Source organism: Streptomyces sp. NPDC093221 (genome assembly GCF_044753885.1).
GTDB lineage: Bacteria > Actinomycetota > Actinomycetes > Streptomycetales > Streptomycetaceae > Actinacidiphila.
On sequence record NZ_JBIVOA010000003.1, the window covers coordinates 150,264 to 168,108 of the forward strand.

At 72.6% G+C, this 17,845-nt stretch carries 14 protein-coding genes; 10 read left to right on the forward strand and 4 right to left on the reverse strand.

All coding sequences use genetic code 11. The features are described from left to right. The first annotated feature begins 89 nt into the window (after positions 1 to 89). Positions 90 to 1,463: an FAD-dependent oxidoreductase gene (locus ACIQCJ_RS12725; protein WP_402711360.1), complete on the forward strand. Its 1,374-nt coding sequence runs from the start codon at positions 90 to 92 to the stop codon at positions 1,461 to 1,463. A gap of 145 nt (positions 1,464 to 1,608) precedes the next feature. Here the strand turns inward: ACIQCJ_RS12725 and ACIQCJ_RS12730 are convergent, their stop codons facing one another. Then, positions 1,609 to 2,028, reverse strand: a complete 420-nt coding sequence (locus tag ACIQCJ_RS12730) for an ArsR/SmtB family transcription factor (protein ID WP_402711361.1) — start codon at positions 2,026 to 2,028, stop codon at positions 1,609 to 1,611. Between the two features lie 138 nt (positions 2,029 to 2,166). On the opposite strand from ACIQCJ_RS12730, the gene ACIQCJ_RS12735 reads away from it, so the two are divergent. The 5 genes from ACIQCJ_RS12735 to ACIQCJ_RS12755 all read left to right on the forward strand — a co-directional run bounded on the left by ACIQCJ_RS12735 (position 2,167) and on the right by ACIQCJ_RS12755 (position 6,952). Beyond that, positions 2,167 to 3,261 carry an NADH:flavin oxidoreductase/NADH oxidase gene (locus ACIQCJ_RS12735; RefSeq protein WP_402711362.1) on the forward strand — a complete coding sequence of 365 codons (1,095 nt, stop codon included), beginning with the start codon at positions 2,167 to 2,169 and terminating at the stop codon, positions 3,259 to 3,261. A 93-nt stretch (positions 3,262 to 3,354) separates the two neighbouring features. Then, a complete protein-coding gene (locus tag ACIQCJ_RS12740) occupies positions 3,355 to 4,032 on the forward strand; it encodes a uracil-DNA glycosylase (RefSeq protein ID WP_188280927.1) in 678 nt (225 codons plus the stop codon). Positions 4,033 to 4,057: 25 nt separating this feature from the next. Then, a complete protein-coding gene (locus ACIQCJ_RS12745; protein ID WP_402711363.1) occupies positions 4,058 to 4,897 on the forward strand; it encodes a phospholipid scramblase-related protein in 840 nt (279 codons plus the stop codon). Positions 4,898 to 4,900: 3 nt separating this feature from the next. Then, complete coding sequence (locus ACIQCJ_RS12750; protein ID WP_401857639.1) at positions 4,901 to 5,983, forward strand: N-acetylglucosamine kinase; 1,083 nt, start codon at positions 4,901 to 4,903, stop codon at positions 5,981 to 5,983. A gap of 81 nt (positions 5,984 to 6,064) precedes the next feature. Continuing rightward, positions 6,065 to 6,952 (forward strand): sirohydrochlorin chelatase, encoded by an 888-nt coding sequence (locus tag ACIQCJ_RS12755; protein WP_402711365.1) that lies wholly within the window; start codon positions 6,065 to 6,067, stop codon positions 6,950 to 6,952. Positions 6,953 to 7,067: 115 nt separating this feature from the next. Here the strand turns inward: ACIQCJ_RS12755 and ACIQCJ_RS12760 are convergent, their stop codons facing one another. Beyond that, on the reverse strand, positions 7,068 to 8,114 hold the full coding sequence (locus ACIQCJ_RS12760) for a beta-propeller fold lactonase family protein (protein WP_391050247.1): 1,047 nt from the start codon (positions 8,112 to 8,114) through the stop codon (positions 7,068 to 7,070). Between the two features lie 83 nt (positions 8,115 to 8,197). Continuing rightward, positions 8,198 to 9,763, reverse strand: a complete 1,566-nt coding sequence (locus tag ACIQCJ_RS12765) for an FUSC family protein (RefSeq protein ID WP_402711366.1) — start codon at positions 9,761 to 9,763, stop codon at positions 8,198 to 8,200. 145 nt (positions 9,764 to 9,908) lie between these two features. On the opposite strand from ACIQCJ_RS12765, the gene ACIQCJ_RS12770 reads away from it, so the two are divergent. The 4 genes from ACIQCJ_RS12770 to ACIQCJ_RS12785 all read left to right on the forward strand — a co-directional run bounded on the left by ACIQCJ_RS12770 (position 9,909) and on the right by ACIQCJ_RS12785 (position 13,119). Continuing rightward, positions 9,909 to 10,484: an Lrp/AsnC family transcriptional regulator gene (locus tag ACIQCJ_RS12770; protein WP_401314051.1), complete on the forward strand. Its 576-nt coding sequence runs from the start codon at positions 9,909 to 9,911 to the stop codon at positions 10,482 to 10,484. 660 nt (positions 10,485 to 11,144) lie between these two features. Further along, a complete protein-coding gene (locus tag ACIQCJ_RS12775; protein WP_188284393.1) occupies positions 11,145 to 11,567 on the forward strand; it encodes a hypothetical protein in 423 nt (140 codons plus the stop codon). Positions 11,568 to 11,578: 11 nt separating this feature from the next. Beyond that, complete coding sequence (locus tag ACIQCJ_RS12780; RefSeq protein WP_355343736.1) at positions 11,579 to 12,208, forward strand: cell wall protein; 630 nt, start codon at positions 11,579 to 11,581, stop codon at positions 12,206 to 12,208. An 11-nt stretch (positions 12,209 to 12,219) separates the two neighbouring features. Further along, positions 12,220 to 13,119, forward strand: coding sequence for a MauE/DoxX family redox-associated membrane protein (locus tag ACIQCJ_RS12785; protein ID WP_355343733.1), 900 nt, complete (start codon positions 12,220 to 12,222; stop codon positions 13,117 to 13,119). 78 nt (positions 13,120 to 13,197) lie between these two features. On the opposite strand, the gene ACIQCJ_RS12790 is transcribed toward ACIQCJ_RS12785, so the two are convergent. Further along, positions 13,198 to 17,790, reverse strand: a complete 4,593-nt coding sequence (locus ACIQCJ_RS12790; RefSeq protein ID WP_402711367.1) for an endo-alpha-N-acetylgalactosaminidase family protein — start codon at positions 17,788 to 17,790, stop codon at positions 13,198 to 13,200. Positions 17,791 to 17,845: the final 55 nt, after the last annotated feature.

Sequence of the window (17,845 nt, forward strand, 5' to 3'; positions counted from 1 at the left end):
GCGCCTCGACCGGGCGCCGGGTGCGGCGCTCTGCCGCGACGCGTCCGGAGGGCGCATGCTGGTGACATCCCGCCGAAGGGAGCACCGTCGTGTTACGCGTCGCAGTCGTCGGTTCGGGTCCGAGCGGGGTGTACACCGCGGACGCGCTCACCCGTCAGGAGTCGGTGCCGGATGTCGCGGTTGACGTGCTCGACCGGTTGCCGTGCCCGTACGGCCTGGTCAGATACGGTGTCGCGCCCGACCACGAGAAGATCAAGTCTCTCCAGGGCAGCCTGCGCAAGGTGCTGGAGGACCCGCGGGTCCGCTTCCTCGGCAACGTCGGCGTGGGGCCCGCGCCGCTGACGCCGGAGCGGCTGCTCGGTCTGTACCACGCGGTGGTCTACTGCGTGGGCGCCGCGACCGACCGCAGACTGGGCGTGCCCGGCGAGGAGTTGCCCGGCAGCTACTCGGCGACCCGCTTCGTGTCCTGGTACAGCGCGCACCCCGACGAGCCGCCGGACGGCTTCGCGCTGCGGGCCCGCTCGGCCGTGGTCATCGGCGTGGGGAACGTCGCGGTCGACGTGGCGCGCGTGCTGGCCCGGCGCGCGGACGAACTGCGGCGCACCGACGTACCGGAGGCGGCGCTGCGGGCGCTCGCCGACAGCCGCGTCACCGACATCCACATGGTGGGGCGGCGCGGGCCCTCGCAGGCGAAGTTCACCACCAAGGAGCTGCGTGAGCTGGGCGCGCTGGCCGACACCGATGTGATCGTGCGCGAGGACGAGTTGGCGCTCGACCCGGCATACGCCGACTCCTCCGGTCTGCCGACTGCGGCCCGGCGCAATGTGGAGGTGCTGCGCTCGTGGGCCGCGCAGCCGCCGCGGGGACGGCCGCGCCGACTCCATGTGCGGTTCTTCCTGCGCCCCACCGCGTTCCTCGCCGACGAGGCCGGGCGGGTGCGCGCGGTCCGTTTCACCCGAACGGGTCCTGACGGGAGCGGCGGTGTGTCCGATACAGGCGGCGGCGAGGAGATCGACGCGGGACTCGTCCTGCGCTCGGTCGGCTATCAAGGGGTGCCGCTGCCCGGCCTGCCCTTCGACCCTCGGGGCGCGGTGGTGCCGAACGACGCGGGCCGCGTGCTGCGCGACGGTACGCCCTCCCCCGGCGAGTACGTGGCGGGCTGGATCAAGCGCGGACCGACCGGTGTGATCGGCACCAACCGGCCGTGCGCCAAGGAGACCGCGGCGGCGCTGATCGCCGACGCGCCGGGTCTGCTGACGCGAGAGCTGTCGGCCGATCCGCTGGCCGGGCTGCGGGCCGCGGGCGTACGGCCGGTCGCCTGGCGGGGCTGGCTGGCGATCGAGGCGGCGGAGGCGGAGTGGGGCCGTTCCCTGGACCGGGGGACGGTCAAGATCCCCGACTGGGAAGGGCTGTTGACGGCGGCGGGCCACTCGTCGTCGCCGCCCGCCGAGGGACCGGCCTGACGCCCCGTCACGGACGGGACGGATCGAGGCGCGTCGAATCCAGCCACTCGAAATCCGGGCACTCGAATCCGGGCACTCGAATCCAGGGACTCGGATACAGGCACTCGGATACAGACTTTGGATCCAGGTACCCCACGCCCCACGGTCAGCCGTCGAGCCGGGCCGCCTGGCGGGCCGCCGCGTCGAGGACGCGGTCGAGCAGACCGGGGAAGAGCGCTTCGAGGTCGTCCGTGCGCAGCGCGTTCATCTTGGAGGTGCCGCGGTAGATCTGGCTGATGACGCCCGCCTCGCGCAGCACCCGGAAGTGGTGCGTGGTCGTGGACTTGCTGACCGGCAACGGCACGTCGGAGCAGGCCACTTCACCGTGGGCCGCGGCCAGATTGCGGACCACGATCAGCCGCATCGGGTCGGACAGCGCGTGCAGCACCTCTTCGAGCCGGATTTCCCCGGTGCCGGGGTGCTCCAGCGCGCGCCCGGCGGCGGCCGGGGCGTCGGCACCCGCGGCCGGCGCCGATGACGACGGTGCCGATGCCGGTGGCGCGTGGGACGTAATCGGGAGTGTCATGAACGTCATATTACGATACCCGTCGTAGTTTGACGTCTGCCGTACTACGGCGTCTATCGTAGAAGCCGTCACCAGTGCGCGGCGACAGGCCCCGACCGGTGGAGCCCCGCGACGGAGTCCGACGACGAGGAGAGTGCCGTGAGCGCGCTGTTCGAGCCCTTCACCCTGCGGTCCGTGACCATTCCCAACCGGGCCTGGATGGCGCCGATGTGCCAGTACTCGGCGGCGACCGAGGGGCCCGACGAGGGAGCGCCCGGCGACTGGCACTTCGCGCACTACGCGTCGCGGGCGGTCGGCGGCGCCGGACTGATCCTGGTCGAGGCGACCGCGGTCAGCCCCGAGGGCCGGATCAGCCCCGCCGACCTCGGCATCTGGAACGACCACCAGGTGGCGGCCTTCAGCCGGATCACCCGCTTCCTCAAGGACCACGGCACCGTGCCCGGCATCCAGATCGGCCACGCCGGACGCAAGGCGTCCACGGACCGGCCGTGGGCGGGTGGCGGCCCGCTGGGCGCGGACGAGCGCGGCTGGCAGCCGGTGGCGCCGAGCCCGGTGGCGTTCTCCGACGAGTCCAAGGTGCCGACCGAGCTGTCGGAGGCGGACATCAGGGACGTCGTCGGGCAGTTCGTGGCCGGGGCCCGGCGCGCGCTCGCGGCGGGCTTCGAGGTGCTCGAACTGCACGGCGCGCACGGTTATCTGATCGGCGAATTCCTCTCACCGCACAGCAACCACCGCACCGACGGCTACGGCGGCGCCTTCGAGAACCGGATCAGGTTCGCGCTGGAGACGGTCGACGCCGTGCGCGAGGTCTGGCCGGAGGAACTGCCGCTGTTCTTCCGCATCTCGGCCACCGACTGGCTGGAGGACGGCGGCTGGACGGCGGACGAGACGGTCCGCTTCGCCAAGGAACTGCTCGTGCGCGGGGTCGACCTGCTCGACGTGTCCACGGGCGGGAACGCCGCGGGCGTACACATTCCGCTCGGCCCCGGCTACCAGGTGCCCTTCGCGGCCCGCGTGAAGGCCGAGACCGGTCTGCCGGTGGCGGCCGTCGGCGAGATCACCCACCCCCGGCAGGCCGAGACGATCCTGTCCACCGGCCAGGCCGACGCCGTCCTGCTCGGCCGCGAACTGCTGCGTACGCCGAACTGGCCGCTGCACGCCGCCCGTGAGCTGGGCTCCGAGGTGGCGGTGCCGCAGCAGTACGGGCGGGCCTTCCGCCGGGCCGGTATCTGACCGGTCCTGCCCGGCGTCATCGGCGGCGTCGTTGCGCGGGCGGGTCCGATCCCCGTCCGCGGCACGGCCGTTGAGCCAGTAGAGTGACGGACCGTGACAGCGCGACCATTGAACGAGATCGTCGAAGCGGGCTGGGCGAAGGCGCTCGAACCGGTGGCGGACCGGATCGCGGCGATGGGGGACTTCCTCCGCGCCGAGATCGCCGCGGGGCGTACGTACCTTCCCTCCGGTGCGAACGTACTGCGCGCGTTCCAGCAGCCCTTCGACGACGTGCGGGTGCTGATCGTCGGGCAGGACCCGTATCCGACCCCGGGGCACGCGGTGGGACTCAGTTTCTCCGTCGCGCCGGACGTACGGCCGCTGCCGGGCAGTCTGGAGAACATCTACCGCGAGCTGGGCTCCGACCTGGGGCTGCCGCGGCCGTCCAACGGGGATCTCACGCCGTGGACCCGGCAGGGTGTGCTGCTGCTCAACAGGGCGCTGACCACCGCTCCCCGGCGGCCCGCCGCGCACCGCGGCAAGGGCTGGGAAGAGGTCACCGAGCAGGCGATCAGGGCGCTCGCCGCCCGGGGCCGTCCGCTGGTCTCCGTGCTGTGGGGCCGGGACGCCCGCAATCTGCGGCCGCTGCTCGGGCAGTTGCCCGCCATCGAGTCCTCGCACCCCTCCCCCATGTCGGCCGACCGCGGCTTCTTCGGCTCACGGCCCTTCAGCCGCGCCAATGATCTGCTGGTCCGGCAGGGTGCGCAGCCGGTCGACTGGCTCCTTCCCTGACATGTCTTGACGGTACTCTGCCCGGGTGACGACGCATCCCAATACTCCGGCGGGCTGGTACGCCGACCCGCAAGGCACTCCGAATCTGCTCCGCTACTGGGACGGCAAACAGTGGACGGAGCACACGAACCCCGGCCAGATTCCGCAGCAGCAGCAAGGCGGCGGCAACGCGTGGGAGGTGAATGTCAGCGGCGCCCCCGACCCGTCCAAGGTCCAGCGCCAGGTGCAGCAGCAGGCCGGGATAGCGCCGACCTCGTTCGGCGGCGGCACCCTGTTCACCGAGCCGATCCTGGTGGTGAACCAGAAGGCCAAGCTGATCGAGCTGGTCAACGAGTACAGCGTCTTCGACCAGCAGGGCCGTACCCTCGGCTCGGTCGTCGAGATCGGGCAGAGCACGGCGAAGAAGGTGCTGCGCTTCGTCTCCAGTGTGGACCAGTTCCTGACCCACAAGCTGGAGGTCAGGGACGCGCAGGGGCAGCCGCAGTTGGTGCTCACCCGGCCCGCGAAGTTCATCAAGTCCAAGGTGCTGGTGCACCGCTCGAACGGTGAGCCGCTCGGCGAGATCGTGCAGCAGAACGCCTTCGGCAAGATCAAGTTCGCGTTCATGTACAACGGCCAGCAGATCGGTGCCATCAAGGCCGAGAACTGGCGGGCGTGGAACTTCGCCATCGTGGACCACACGGAGACGGAGATCGGCCGGATCACCAAGACGTGGGAGGGCCTGGCCAAGACCATGTTCACCACGGCGGACAACTACGTCCTCCAGATCCACCGGCCGCTGGCCGACCCGCTGCTGAGCATGGTCGTCGCCTCGGCGCTGACCGTGGACACCGCGCTCAAGCAGGACTCGCGCGGGCTCGGCTGATCCGTGCCCGCTTCCGCTGACTGGGTGCTCGGGATCGACTCCGGCGGTTCCGGCGTGCGGGTGGCCGTCGCCCGCGCCGACGGCACCGAGGTGTCCGCGCCCGCCGTCTCGGCCCGCCCGGCCGTGACCGGCGAGCGCGGGATCGACGCCGCGAGCCTGCTCGACCAGGTCGTGCCCCTGGTGAACGGCCTGCTGGACAAGGCCGGGGCCGGCACGCTGGCCGCCGCATGCGTCGGCGCGGCCGGTATGGCCACACTCGGCACCGACCTGCGCGCCGTGCTGCCCGACGCCCTGGCCGCAGCCTTCGGGGTGGAGTCGCTGGCGCTGGCCGGTGACGCGGTGACCGCGTACGCGGGCGCGCTCGGTCTGCGGCCGGGCGTCGTCGTCGCCGCGGGGACCGGCATGATCGCGCTCGGCACCGCGGCCGACGGCCGCGGCTGGCTGCGCGCGGACGGCTGGGGCCATCTGCTGGGCGACGCGGGCGGCGGGTCCTGGATCGGCCGCGCGGGCCTGGACGCGGCGATGCGCGCGCACGACGGCAGGGCGGGCGGCTCCACGGCGCTGCTGGCCCGCGCGGAGGACCGTTTCGGGCCGCTCGACGGGATGCCCGCGCGGCTCTACCCGCGACCCGACCGGCCCGCCGTGCTGGCCTCGTTCGCGCCCGACGTGGCCGCCTGTGCCACGGGGGGCGATCCGGTGGCCTCCGGCATCCTGCGGGCCGCCGCGACGCACATCCTGGAGTCGGCGGCTGCCGTACGGCCGGACGCCGCCGCGGTGGACGTGGCGCTGACCGGTGGCCTGTTCAAGATGGGTGAGCCGCTGCTCGGGCCGCTGCGTGAGCGGGCCGGGCGGATGCTGCCGGACGCCAGGCTCGTACCGGCGGCCGGTGATCCGCTGGACGGCGCGCTGCTGATCGCGGGGGCCCTGCACCGGGACGCGCTGCCGCTTCCGGCCGACCCCGCGCTGCTGCGGCTCGTCTCCCGTGCCGCACCGGCCCGTTCGCGTACCGCACCGGTTCGTTCCGGTGCCGACGCGGCGCGTTCCGGCACAGCTCAGACTCGTTCGATGACCGAACGTGAGCGGTGAAAGGGACAGATCAGGACAGGTCTGCCGCGGCTCCGACCCGGCCGAACATCCAGGCGCCCCAAGGCGTTAGCATGCGTCGCCATGAGCACTGCCACAGGGCCCGCCTCCGGCCTTCCCGTTCGAATGCCGCGCCCGCGCCAGCCGGGACGTCACCGCCGACCGGAGGCGCTGGCCGCGCCCGAGGGCGCGCCGGTGCTGGTTCTGGCCGTCCCCGGCACTCCCACCTCCGCCGCGCTCAGTCTGGCGGAGGAGGTCGTGAGCATCGCCCGCTCCGAGCTGTCGGGACTCGATCCGCGGATCGGCTTCGTCGACGGTGAGGACGGCGCGGAGACCGAATTCCCGGCGCTGCGCGGCGTCCTGGCCGCGATCGCGGACGAGCGGTCGGGGGAGGACACCGCGGCCGTCGTCGTCCCGCTGCTCGCGGGACCCGAGGCTTCGGTGCTGCGCAGGATTCGGCAGGCCATCGCCGACACCAAGGCGCAGGTGGAGCTGACCGACGTCCTCGGTCCGCACCCGCTGCTCGCCGAGGCGCTGCACGTCCGGCTCGCCGAGGCGGGTCTGGCCCGCGCCGACCGCGCCCGGCTGTTCACCGTGGCGACCGCGGCCGACGGGATCATCCTGGCGACCGTCGGCGGCGAGGAGGCGGCGCAGGCCGCGGGTGTGACCGGGCTGCTGCTGGCCGCGCGGCTCGCCGTGCCGGTGCTGGCCGCCGCGCTCGACGAGGACGGCTCCATCGCACGGGCGGCGGAGCAACTGCGCTCCTCCGGCTCCGGCCGGCTCGCGCTCGCCCCGTGCCTGATCGGCCCGGAGATCGCGCCGCAGCTCCTGCACACCGCCGCGGCGGAGGCGGGCTGCTCGGGCGCCGACGCGCTCGGCCCGTACCCGGCGGTCGGCAAGCTGGTGGTCACGCATTACGCGGGCGCGCTGGGCATCGCGATGCAGCAGCAGGAGAGCGCGCCCTCGCACTGAACGAGGCGGCGCGTCGACACGGCGACGACAACGGCGCGGGCGGGCGGTCCTGTCGAAGGACCGCCCGCCCGCGCCGTTTCCCGTCATGCGGGCCGCGCTGCCCGCCGCCGCGGTGTCAGGGCCGGGCGAAGAGCACGCAGGACACGGCGGGCAGCGCCAGCGAACCGGCCTGCTTGGGGATGCCGGTGCCCGGGTCGACGTCGAACCAGGTGACGTCGCCGGAGCGCTCGTTGGCCGCGTACAGCCGGGTGCCCGACGGGTCGAGGGTCAGGTGGCGCGGCCAGTCGCCGCCGCAGCTCACGGTGTCGAGCAGTTCCAGCCGCTCCCCCGTCTCGTCCAGGGCGAGCACCGCGATGCTGTTGTGGCCGCGGTTGGCGGCCCAGGCGAAGCGGCCGTCGGGCGAGACGACCAGTTCCGAGGGGTAGTTCTCGCCTTCGGTGCCGTCGGGGAGCACGCGGACCTCGGCGAGCGGGCGCAGGCTGCCGATGGAGGGGTCCCAGCGGCAGACGGTGACGACGGAGTCGAGTTCGTTCATCACATAGGCGTGGTGGCCGGCCGGGTGGAAGGTGAGGTGGCGCGGGCCGATCCCGGAGCGCAGTCCCAGCTCGCGCTCGATCTCCAGCTCGCCGCTGTCGGTGTCCAGTTCGCAGACCCGCACCGAGTCGGTGCCGAGGTCGACGCTGACCGCCCAGCGTCCGCTGGGGTCGGTCAGCACGGCGTGGGCGTGCGGCCCGGTCTGGCGCTCGGGGTGGGGGCCGTCGCCCTCGTGCTCCAGCAGTGAGCGCAGTCCGCCGAGCGCGCCGTCCTCGCCGATGGACAGGACGCTGACGCTGCCGGGCTCCGCGTAGTTGGCCGTGAGCAGGTGGCCGCGGTGGACGGCGAGGTGGGTGGGCCAGCCGCCGTGCACCTGCACGGGCGCGCCGAGCAGCCGGGGCGCGGCCGGGTCCGCGAGCGAGAACGCGGCGGCGGTGCCCTCCGGCTCGGTCTCGCCGACCGTGTAGAGCGTCCGCCCGTCGTCGGACAGGGCGAGGAAGGACGGATTCTGCACCTCGGCGTTGTCGCCGAGCGCGGTGAGCGCTCCCGTGTCCGGGTCGACGGCGGCCGTGGTGAGCCCTCGCCCGCCCGCCGAAGTGAACGACCCGATGTAAACGTGCCCGGCCACTGCCGTACCTCTTCCGCCTGATGTCTGTACGGCGGCTGAGATTAGTACCTGACGGCGGCCGCGTCGCCCCCGGGTCCCACTGGTCAGGCGGCGAGCGGCGCCCGGGGGTCGGCGTGCAGGGGGGCGGCGAGGTCGGTGAGCGCCGTTTCCAGGACCCGCAGGTGGCCGAGCGCGCGTTCGGCGTGCGGATGTCCCACGCCGTCCCGGGGCGTTTCCGGCCGCGGTTCCGGTGCCTCGACACCGCGTACGACCAGGCGGCGCACGGCGTCCTCGACCCGTCGGCAGGCGGCCGACAGCCGCTCGTCGTGGCCCGCTTCGGGGTGGGCGACGACCTCGGCGAGGCCGCGCACCTGGTGGGCGCAGGCGTCGAGGAGGCGCAGTACGTGACCGGCCCGCGCTCTGCGGGCCCGCAGGGGGCTCAGCGGGTGCACCAGCGGCGCCAGGCAGGCGCGTACCCGGCCGAGTACCAGGTCCAGTTCGGCGGCGCGTCCCGCCAGGTCGGCGCCGGGTTCACCGGCGAGGTGCCGGGCGGCCTGCGCGGTGAAGTCGCGTACGGATTCCAGGGCGCGCTGGATCCAGGCGTCGGTGGCGGCGTGCGTGGTGACCGGCAGCACCAGCAGCACGGCGAGGGCCGCCCAGAGCGCGCCCGCCCCGGTCTCCTCAAGGCGCAGCAGGAGCAGCGCCGGGTGCAGGACGCCGAGCAGCCCGTAGAGGGAGCCGGCCATGACGGTGACGAAGAAGGTCATCCAGGAGTAGGAGACGGCCGCGCTGTAGAAGATGCCGAAGACGCACACCGCGACGAGGACGGCGGACGGTACGGGGGCGCCGTGCAGGGGAAGGGCGAGGGCGAATCCGGCCACGATGCCGAGCGCGGTGCCGAGCACGCGGCGGAAGCCGCGCACCAGGGTCTCGCCGCGCGACGCCGTGTTGACGAAGATCCACCAGGAGGTGGCGACCGCCCAGTACCAGCGGTCCTGCGACAGTGCCTGGCCGAGCGCGAGGGCTCCGGCCGCGGCGGTCGCGGCCTGGACGGCCTGCCGGGTGGTCGGCCTGCGCAGACCGGGCGGTTGGACAAGAGATATGGCCGGTACGGGAGCGGCGCCGCGTTCGTAGCACCACAGGCCGAAGCGGACGGTGGCGGCGACGGCGAGGCTGAGGCCGATCGCCGCGTACAGCTCGGGGAGTTCGGCCGGTACGGCGTGCAGGAACTGCGCGATGAAGAACATCATGAAGCCGAAGACGCCGAGCGCGTGGCCGCGGGCGCCCCAGCGGCGGACGTAGACCCCGGCGAGGACGACAGCGACGAAGGCGGCGTCGCGGGCGAGCGGGTACGGGTGCAGCCAGGCCGCGGCGGTGAGCACCGGCAGTCCGGTCAGGGGCATCAGGGCGGTGGTGACCGCCTGCTGGCCGACGCGGGGGTCGGCGACGACGAAGAAGGCGAGCAGCGCGGCGAGACCGCCGCCGCACATCGCGGGCAGCGGAAATCCGGCCAGGCCCGCCGCGGTGACGGCGAGCGCGATGCCGAGGACGGCGCGGGAGGCGTGGCGCAGCCGCGCGCGGCCCGGATCCGGTGCGACGAACAACTTCTTCACGTGTGCGGTTCCACCCCTGTCCGGTACGGGTGCCCGGCGGCGGTCGGCGCCGGACATGGCAAAGGCGTTGCGGAGGACCGCAACGCCATCGTCACCACCAGGAAAGCACCCGAGCGGGCAGTGGCTCAAACTGGTCGCTCGGCGCTGTGCCATTGGTACGGTGAGGGTGTCCTGTCATCGACCATGAGGAGACCAGTGGCCCATGGCCGTCGACGCACTGGACACCCGCATCCTGCGGCTGCTGCTGGAGCAGCCGCGCACCAGCGTCCGTGAGTACGCCCGCATACTCGGCGTGGCCCGCGGCACCCTCCAGGCCCGGCTCGACCGGCTGGAGCGGGACGGGGTGATCACCACGGCGGGACCACGCGTGTCGCCTGCCGCGCTGGGCCACCCGGTGCTGGCCTTCGTGCGGATCGAGGTGACGCAGGGGCGCCTGGACGACGTGGGCGAAGCGCTCGCGGCCGTGCCGGAGATCATCGAGGCGCTCTCGATCACCGGCGGCGGGGATCTGCTCACCCGGGTCGCGGCCCGCGACAACGCCCATCTGGAGGACATCATCCAGCGGCTGATCCAACTGCCGGGCGTGGTCCGCACCCGTACGGAGATCGCCCTGCGCGAGCGGGTCCCGTACCGCGTGCTGCCGCTGGTGGAGGCCGTGGGCCGCAGCGCGGCGACCCGACGCCAGGGCGGACCGGGCGGCAGGGCGGCCGGGGCCTCGGGGCCCGGCGCCGGATCGGGCGACGGATCAGGCGGTGGCGCTCAGCGGGCGACCCGGTAGCCCTTCACCGCCGGGCGACACCCCCAGCGACCGCGCCCGATACGCAGGCGGCAGATCGTAGGCGTACGCGAGCCGCCGTGGCCGCGGCTGGCTGGATCACGACATCCCGGGCACCCCGCGAAAGAGGCCCACGCGTCCGCGCGGCGCGCCGCGGCCGTGATGCCCGAGGCCAACGCCCGGTACCCCGCACCGTACGGCTCGTGCCGCCCGCCCCAAGGGCCTCTCGTGTCTCCCGCCCTCTGGCGGACGCGCGTAGAAGCGCGCATCATGGCCGTGTTCCACCATCACTGCCGACCCATCCGACGCACACCTTGTCATGGGCATGCAATTCTCCCGGCGTCCCCACATGCCCCGGAATCCCCACAGGACCCGCGCCGCCCTCAGTACTCGCAGTACCCGAACCCCCCACCGTCCCCCCACACATCGAGCGCACCACGCACCTCGCACATCCGCGCGATTCACGCCACACCGCCCCACCGCCTCGCGGCCCCGCCCGTCGCCCCACCTCCCCCGCGAGCGCGCGCATCCCGGACGCCGAACGCCCAGCACTGCCGCCGTCCCCACCGGCGGCCCCGTGTCACGTGTCACGCATGGCGCGGCACGCACCTTGTGTTGTCATGCGCAGGTCACAACGCCTGCGCGCGAGCGAAGGGAATCGACATGGCTTGCGGATCGACCAGTCTCTGGGCAGGTGAGACCACCTGGTTCTGCTGCGGCAGCGCCTGGGGCCCCTGCGGCAGCACCGGCACCGGTGCCTGCGGCACCTGCCAGTCCAACGCCCACCAGGCGGCGTGGCCGAACGCCTCCCAGGCGTGCTTCGACATCACCCGGCCCGACCTGTGCGGTGAGACGATCGCGCGCCGCGGCTGCGGCTCGGTGATGAACGTCAAGCACCAGTGCTCCGGCGCGACGGTCTGCGTCACGGTCTCCGACTGCGGACCGCGCACCAAGAGCTTCTGCGGCGAGTCCGCGTGCTGCAACGGCGTCTGCCGCACCAACCGGGTCATCGACCTGACCCCGGCCGCGTTCTCCGCGATCGGCAATCTCAGCTCCGGCAAGCTCCCCGTCTACATCTACGAGTGAGGAGGACCGACATGAGCCACGACCAGAATCCCGCGGGCCGCGGCCGGATGGACCGCCGGCGCTTCCTCACCACCGCCGCGCTCGGCGGTGCGACCATCGTCGGCGCCACGGCGCTCGGCGGTATCGACGCGGACGCCGCCTTCGCCGCGCCGATGCCGTCGCTCGACCCGGCGATCTCCAAGTCGGCGTTCGCCGAGGGCCGGATCACCGCGATCAACGGCACCGTGCTGGAGGTCGCCGGCTCCTACGGCGACCAGCACCTCATCCAGCTCACCAACGCCACCAGCGTCTGGAAGCTGCGCCCCACCACCGCGGCGGAGATCAAGGTCGGCGACGGCCTGTACGCGCGCGGTGTCGACATGCCCGACGGCACCATCGCGGCCGACGCGGTGTGGGTCAACATCGTGAATCTCTTCTGCGAGATCCAGGGCATCGCCAAGGACCGGCTGCACCTCACGCACGGCAACAACCACGCCGTCGTGGGCCGGATCGTCACCGAGACGACCACCGCCTCGTACCTGGGCGGCGCGCTCACCTCGGACCTGTCGCGGGTGCGGATCGGGCAGTCGGCGCAGATCCTCGGCGCCTGGCGTCCCGAGGACGACACCGTCGACATCGCCCGCGTGACCGTCGGCCACTAGGAGGGAGCGCGATGATCTCCGTCATCCCGAGTCTGGCGCCGCTGCTGTGCGGGGTCCTGCTCGCCGTGACCGGCGCGCCGAAGCTCTTCGGCCGCCGTACGGCCCAACTGGCCGCGAACACCGTCCTGGTGCGGGTCCTGGGCAACGGCCACCGCGCCACCAGGGCACTGCGCGCGGTGGGCGCGGTCGAGCTGCTGATCGCGGCGGCGCTGCTCGCCGTTCCCGAGGCCGTGGCGCCCGCCGTGGCAACGGCGGTGCTGGGCGCGGGCTTCACCGCGTATCTGGGGTACGCGCGGGCGACGGCGCCCGAGTCGTCCTGCGGGTGCAGCGCCCGTGACGAGGGGCCGGTCGGCTGGCGGTCCTTCACCCGTGCCGGTCTGGTCGTCGTGGGCGGTCTGGCCGCCGTGGCCGCCGACCGTACGTGGTGGTCGCGGATCGGCGGGGATCCGGTGCCGTCGGCCGTCGTCCTGGTGGTGGCCGCGGCGGTACTGCTCGGTCTGTCCTCCGACCTCGACCAGCGGTGGCTGCGGCCGTTGCGCAAGCTGCGGCTGCGGGTCCTCGGGCATCCGCTGAGCGGTTCCGGCGAACGGGTGCCGGTCGCGGCGTCCGTGGAGCTGCTGGAGAACTCCCTGGCCTGGCAGGCGACGGCTCCCGTCGTCCGCTCCGCCCTGCTCGACCACTGGGACGACGAGGGCTGGCGCATCCTGCGGTTCGCGGGCGTCCACGAGGACTCGCGCGGGGCGCGGCCGGTGAACGTGCTGTTCGCGCTCGACCTGGCGGCGACCATCGACACGGCGCCCGTGCCCGCGGTGCGGGTGTCCGTCATCGACGACGTCACGGAGGAGCCGGTCGACGTGGACCCGCTCATCTCGGCGGCCGAGCGCCTTCAGCTCCTCCCGCTGGTCAACTGACCCGAGAACGAGGGGGCGCGCCCCCCTCCCCGGTCAGGGAGGGGGGCGCGCCCCGCGTGGTGCCCGTTCGGGCCGTGGTCAGGCGCCCGGTGCGGGATCCGGCGGGTAGCCGACGGGCGTGTCGGCGTAACTGCCGTAGGCCCGCATCTCGGCTGCCGCCGCGAACGGCAGTCCGTTGAGCGCGCTGAGCGCGGTGAAGCGGACATAGCTCGCGCGGACCCGGTCGAAGGCGATGACCTGGGTCGACGGGGAGTCCACGAGGGTGCCGCGGGCGACGGTCGTCCAGGTAGTGCCGTTGTCGGAGACGGCGACCTCGTAGCCGGCCACCCGGCCGTTCTGTCCGCCGGTCTGGCGGTCGAGGTAGCCGAAGCCGTCGAGGTCGGCGGGGCCGCCCAGCTTGAGGGTCACCCAATGGGGGTACGGCGCCTCGGAGTTGGTGTAGTCGGTGTGCCAGATGGTGCCGGGGTCACCGTCGAGCACGTTGGAGACCGGTCCTTCCGCGGCTCCCGAGGAGAGGTTCTCGGAGTCCGCGGTCGCCGTCATCGAACTGGGCGAGAGCAGCGCGCGGGTCGCGACGGTCGCCTTGGCGTCCGCCGACACCGACTTGGTGGCGCCGTCGTCGGTGTAGCCCGCCACGACCTTCCAGGAGGCGGCGGTCCCCGCCGCTCCCGCGGGCGGGGTCAGCAGCCAGGTGGTGCTCACCGACGCCCCGGGCTTCACCGTGGCGAAGCTGTTGCCGTGCTCGGTCTTCACCGCCGCGGTCCACCCGGCGGGCAGGCCGTCGAGCCGTTGGACTACGCCGGTGGCGTCGGTCAGCTCGCTGTTGGTGAAGGTGGTCACGTACTCGCTCGGCACGCCGGGGCTCAGCTCGGCGGTCGGCGGCGTCGTCACACTCGCGCACGCCGGACCCGCCGGGGCGGGGCCCAGGTCGGTCACCGAGAAGTCGTCCAGCACGAAGTCCGTGCCGTTGGCGCCGCCGAGCTTGCGCAGCCCCACCCAGGTGTCGCCGCAGCCCGCGACGATCTCCTTGGAGTACGTGGCCGTGTCGAGCGCGGGCGCGAGCACGTCGCGCGTCACGTCCTTGGAGGCGACCTTTCCGCCGCCGACGACGTCCGCGCCGGTCACCCAGGCCCACTGGCCGTCGAGGTTGGTCTGGTAGCGGAAGGAGACCGCGTACGTGTGGCCCGCCACGAAGGGCACGGTCGCGGGCACCGTCCGGTAGACCAGACCGCTGTTCTCCTCGTGGGCCTTGAGCGAGTGGTTCCCGCCGATGACGTCGTCCACCGCCTGGCCCTTGAGGGTCCCTGAGTTGTACGGCGAGTAGGTGTTCTTCCAGATCTTCTGGCTGTACGGGGCGTGCAGGTCGCTGATGCTGGTGCGCGGGTCGGTGGCGCCGCCCGCGTCGCCCTTGACGAAGGGTCCCCAGCCGGGCTGGTTGCCCTCGAAGTCGTCCCGCGCGAGGACGGTCCCGCCAGAACCGGCCGCCTTCTTGGGCAGCGGCAGCGTGGTGTCGGCCATCAGGCGTATGTCGTCCAGCGTGACGGCCGCGCCCCCCGCCACCGCGCTGACGGCGACGGTGACCTTGCCGTTGGACGGCGCGGTGAAGGTCACCGACGCGCGCTGCGAGTACGTGCCCTGCTTGGCGTCCGCGGCCATCTGGTTGGCGGCGGGCGTGGTGTCGAAGGTGTTCGCGGCGGGCTGCTTGCCGCCGGTGACGGCGAGGGTGGTGGCCCTGCGCTGCCCCTTGGCGATCTCGACGTTGGCGCTGAGGGTGTAGGTCTTGCCGGACGTCAGGCCCTTGACCTGCTGCGAGATACCGGTGGCCGCGGCGCCGAGCCGGGCGACGTTGTCACCGTTGGCGGTGCGTACGGCGGTCGCGCCGCCGCGGGCGTTCCAGGCCGTGAGGTCGCCGGCGTTGAAGCCGGGGTCGTTCAGACCGGTGCCCTGCCCGAAGTCGACGTTGGTGTGCGGCGCCTTGCCGGACTGCGGGGCGAGCACGTACGGCTGGTTCTTGTCGCCGCTGATCGTGACCTTGCCGCCGGTCGGGGTGATGTCACCGGCCTTCACCCGGCCCTGGTCGGTGAGCTTGTAGAGGGTGAAGCGCTTGGTGCCCGCGAACTGCCGTGTCACGTCGAAGGTGTGGGCGCCGCCGGACGCGCTGAAGTAGTACATCTTGTCGGCGTCGCTCGGCGAGGAGGTGCCGTTGCCGCGCTTGGCCTCGCCCCACGGCAGCAGGTAGCTGTCGCCGTCGAGGACGAGCGCGCCGCCCATGGTCACCTGGCGCTTGCCGCCCGCCATCGCGACGTGGACACCGCCGGTGAGGTCTGCGGAGACGCCGAAGTCCCAGGTGGTGAGCTGGTAGTGCTGGAGGAATTTGGTCGGCAGGTTGTCGGTCCAGATGTTCCGGTAGAAGGCGTTGTAGTCGTCCTGGCCGGTCCAGCCCTCGAACTCCTTGATGTCGGAGCCGCCGAGCAGCGGGTCGACGTTCCACACGTCGCGGTCGGAGTTGGCGATGAAGCGGACGATGTTGGAGTTGATGCCCTTGTTGGTGGCGCCGCCGTAGTTCTTGTCGCTCGCCCAGTGCGACCAGATCGAGTCGCCCTCGAATTTGTAGGCCCACTCGCTGGCGACCTCGAAGCCCATCGCGTGGAGCTGGCGGGCCAGTTCGTCGGCGAGCCAGCCGCTGGAGTAGTAGGCGTCGATGTAGACGGTCTTGATGCCGGGCGCCTGCTTGCGCAGTTCCTTGAAGCGGTCGAGGACGGCGCCGCTGCCGAGGTCGGTGCGCTGGTCGATGTGGTACGACTGGTTGAGCCAGTCCCAGCCGTTGACCTGGCCCTGGATGAGTCCCGAGCTGAAGTTCTTGGCCTGCGGGTACGCCTCGGTCACATTGACGTGGACGGCGATGTCGGAGTTGTAGTCGGCGCCCACGGAAGCCAGCTTGTCGAGGTCGGTGAGGCCGCCGGCCCTGACGTTGTAGTCGCCGCCGTAGTCGGGGTGCGCGGAGTCGTGGCCCTCGTTGGCGTAGCCCTTCTCCAGCACCCACTGGCCGAGGTCGTCGGTGGCCAGCGAGATCCGCTTGACGTTGTCGAGCGTCTTGAGGAACGGGTTGGTGGCCTGGCTCGCGAAGTTGAACGGGATGTGCTGCACGACGCGTTCGGGCACCCGGTCCGCGCCGAGCGGGCGCGTCATCGCGGCGCGGTAGGCGAGCGCGCCGTCCTCCCAGGTCACCTTGTTGTCGCCGTTGGCGTCACCGGAGAGCACGACCGTGGTCCGCGGCAGCGCGTACGTCGCCACCCGGCGGTCCGTGGCGCCCTTGGGCGCGTAGGTGTAGGTGCCGACGGACAGCTCCGCGCGGCGCGCGCCGCCGCCCGCGTCCACGATCCGCGACTGGAACCGGGTGTTGCCGTTGTCGTTGTTGTCCTGCGCGGCGTCGTCGGTCGCGTCGGTGATCAGCCCGCCCGCGAGCGTGGAGTTGCTGACGAAGCCGTACGGGGTGCCGACGGACGCCTTGTCGGGCTTGGCCGCCGCGCTGATCGTGAGGAACTGGTCGGCCGTCGTCGTGGAGTCCGTGGAGATCTTCGTACGGGCCAGGCTCGCGTGCGGGTCGGAGGAGTCGACCGACAGCAGCGCCTGGCCGGGGATCGAGAACTGGTTGACGGTACGGGCGGCGCTGCCGGTGATCTTCCGGACGGCGAAGACGACGGTCTTCTTCGCCGTCGCGGTGATCGTCGAGGTGATGGTGACGTTCGGCAGGTCGGCGAAGGTCGAGGTGTACGTCGCGGTGTCGCCGTGCGCGGACATCTTCGTGGTCGCGGTGTGCGCGGCGCCGTTGATGTCGAAGGTGTGCAGGACGGACGCCTGGCCCGCGAGGGTGCCGCCGTTCAGCGCGTACGAGATGACCTGCGGGAATTCCTTGGCGACCGTGACCTTGAGCGCGCCGTGCCTGATCTCGACGGGGGTCGCGGGGTCGGCCGGGGGCGGCGGGTCGACGGGCGCGGGCGTGGTGTCGCCGACGGCGCGGACCCTGATCTCGGAGGCGGAGGCGTTGTCGGACCCGTTGACGGCGCTCTCGGCCTCGACCTTCACATAGCGGCCGGTGACGGGCCTGTCGAAGACGACGGTCTGCACCTCGGTGTTGCTCGTCGGCTGGTGGAAGGAGCCGGTCGCGGCGGGCGCTCCCCAGTTCCCCTTCGGGTCCTTGGCGACGGACGCGTCGTCGGTGACGAAGATCCGGTAGCCCTTGACCGGGCCGTTGGCCTGGTTCTTCACCGAGTAGTCGACACCGGTGAGGGTGAAGGAGCCGCCGACGTCGAGGGTGATCCAGTGCGGCATCGGGGTCTTGGCGACGCCGACGCCGCCGACCACGTCGTAGGCGACCGTCCACTGCGTCGACGGGTCGTTGTCGAACGCGGCGAGCGCCGTGCCGTCCAGGGCCGGGGGCGCGGGGTAGGCGGGCGACTCGGAGTCTGCCTGGACCAGCGTGTACTGGGCGGGGTCGATCGGGGTGCCCGCGGCGGCGGCCGTGTCGGCCGACGTCTGCGGCGGGTCGGCGAGCGCCGGAGTGACGCCGACCGACAGCAGGGCGAGCGAGGCGAGCAGGGTGGCGGCGGTCGCGGACCGCTGCCGCCGCCACCTTCCGCGGTGGGGTGATCGGGGCGAGCGCGAGGTCATTCCTGTACCACCTAGGGCCGTGAAGAGCCGGGAGCGAGTCGGGAGTGGTGGAGAC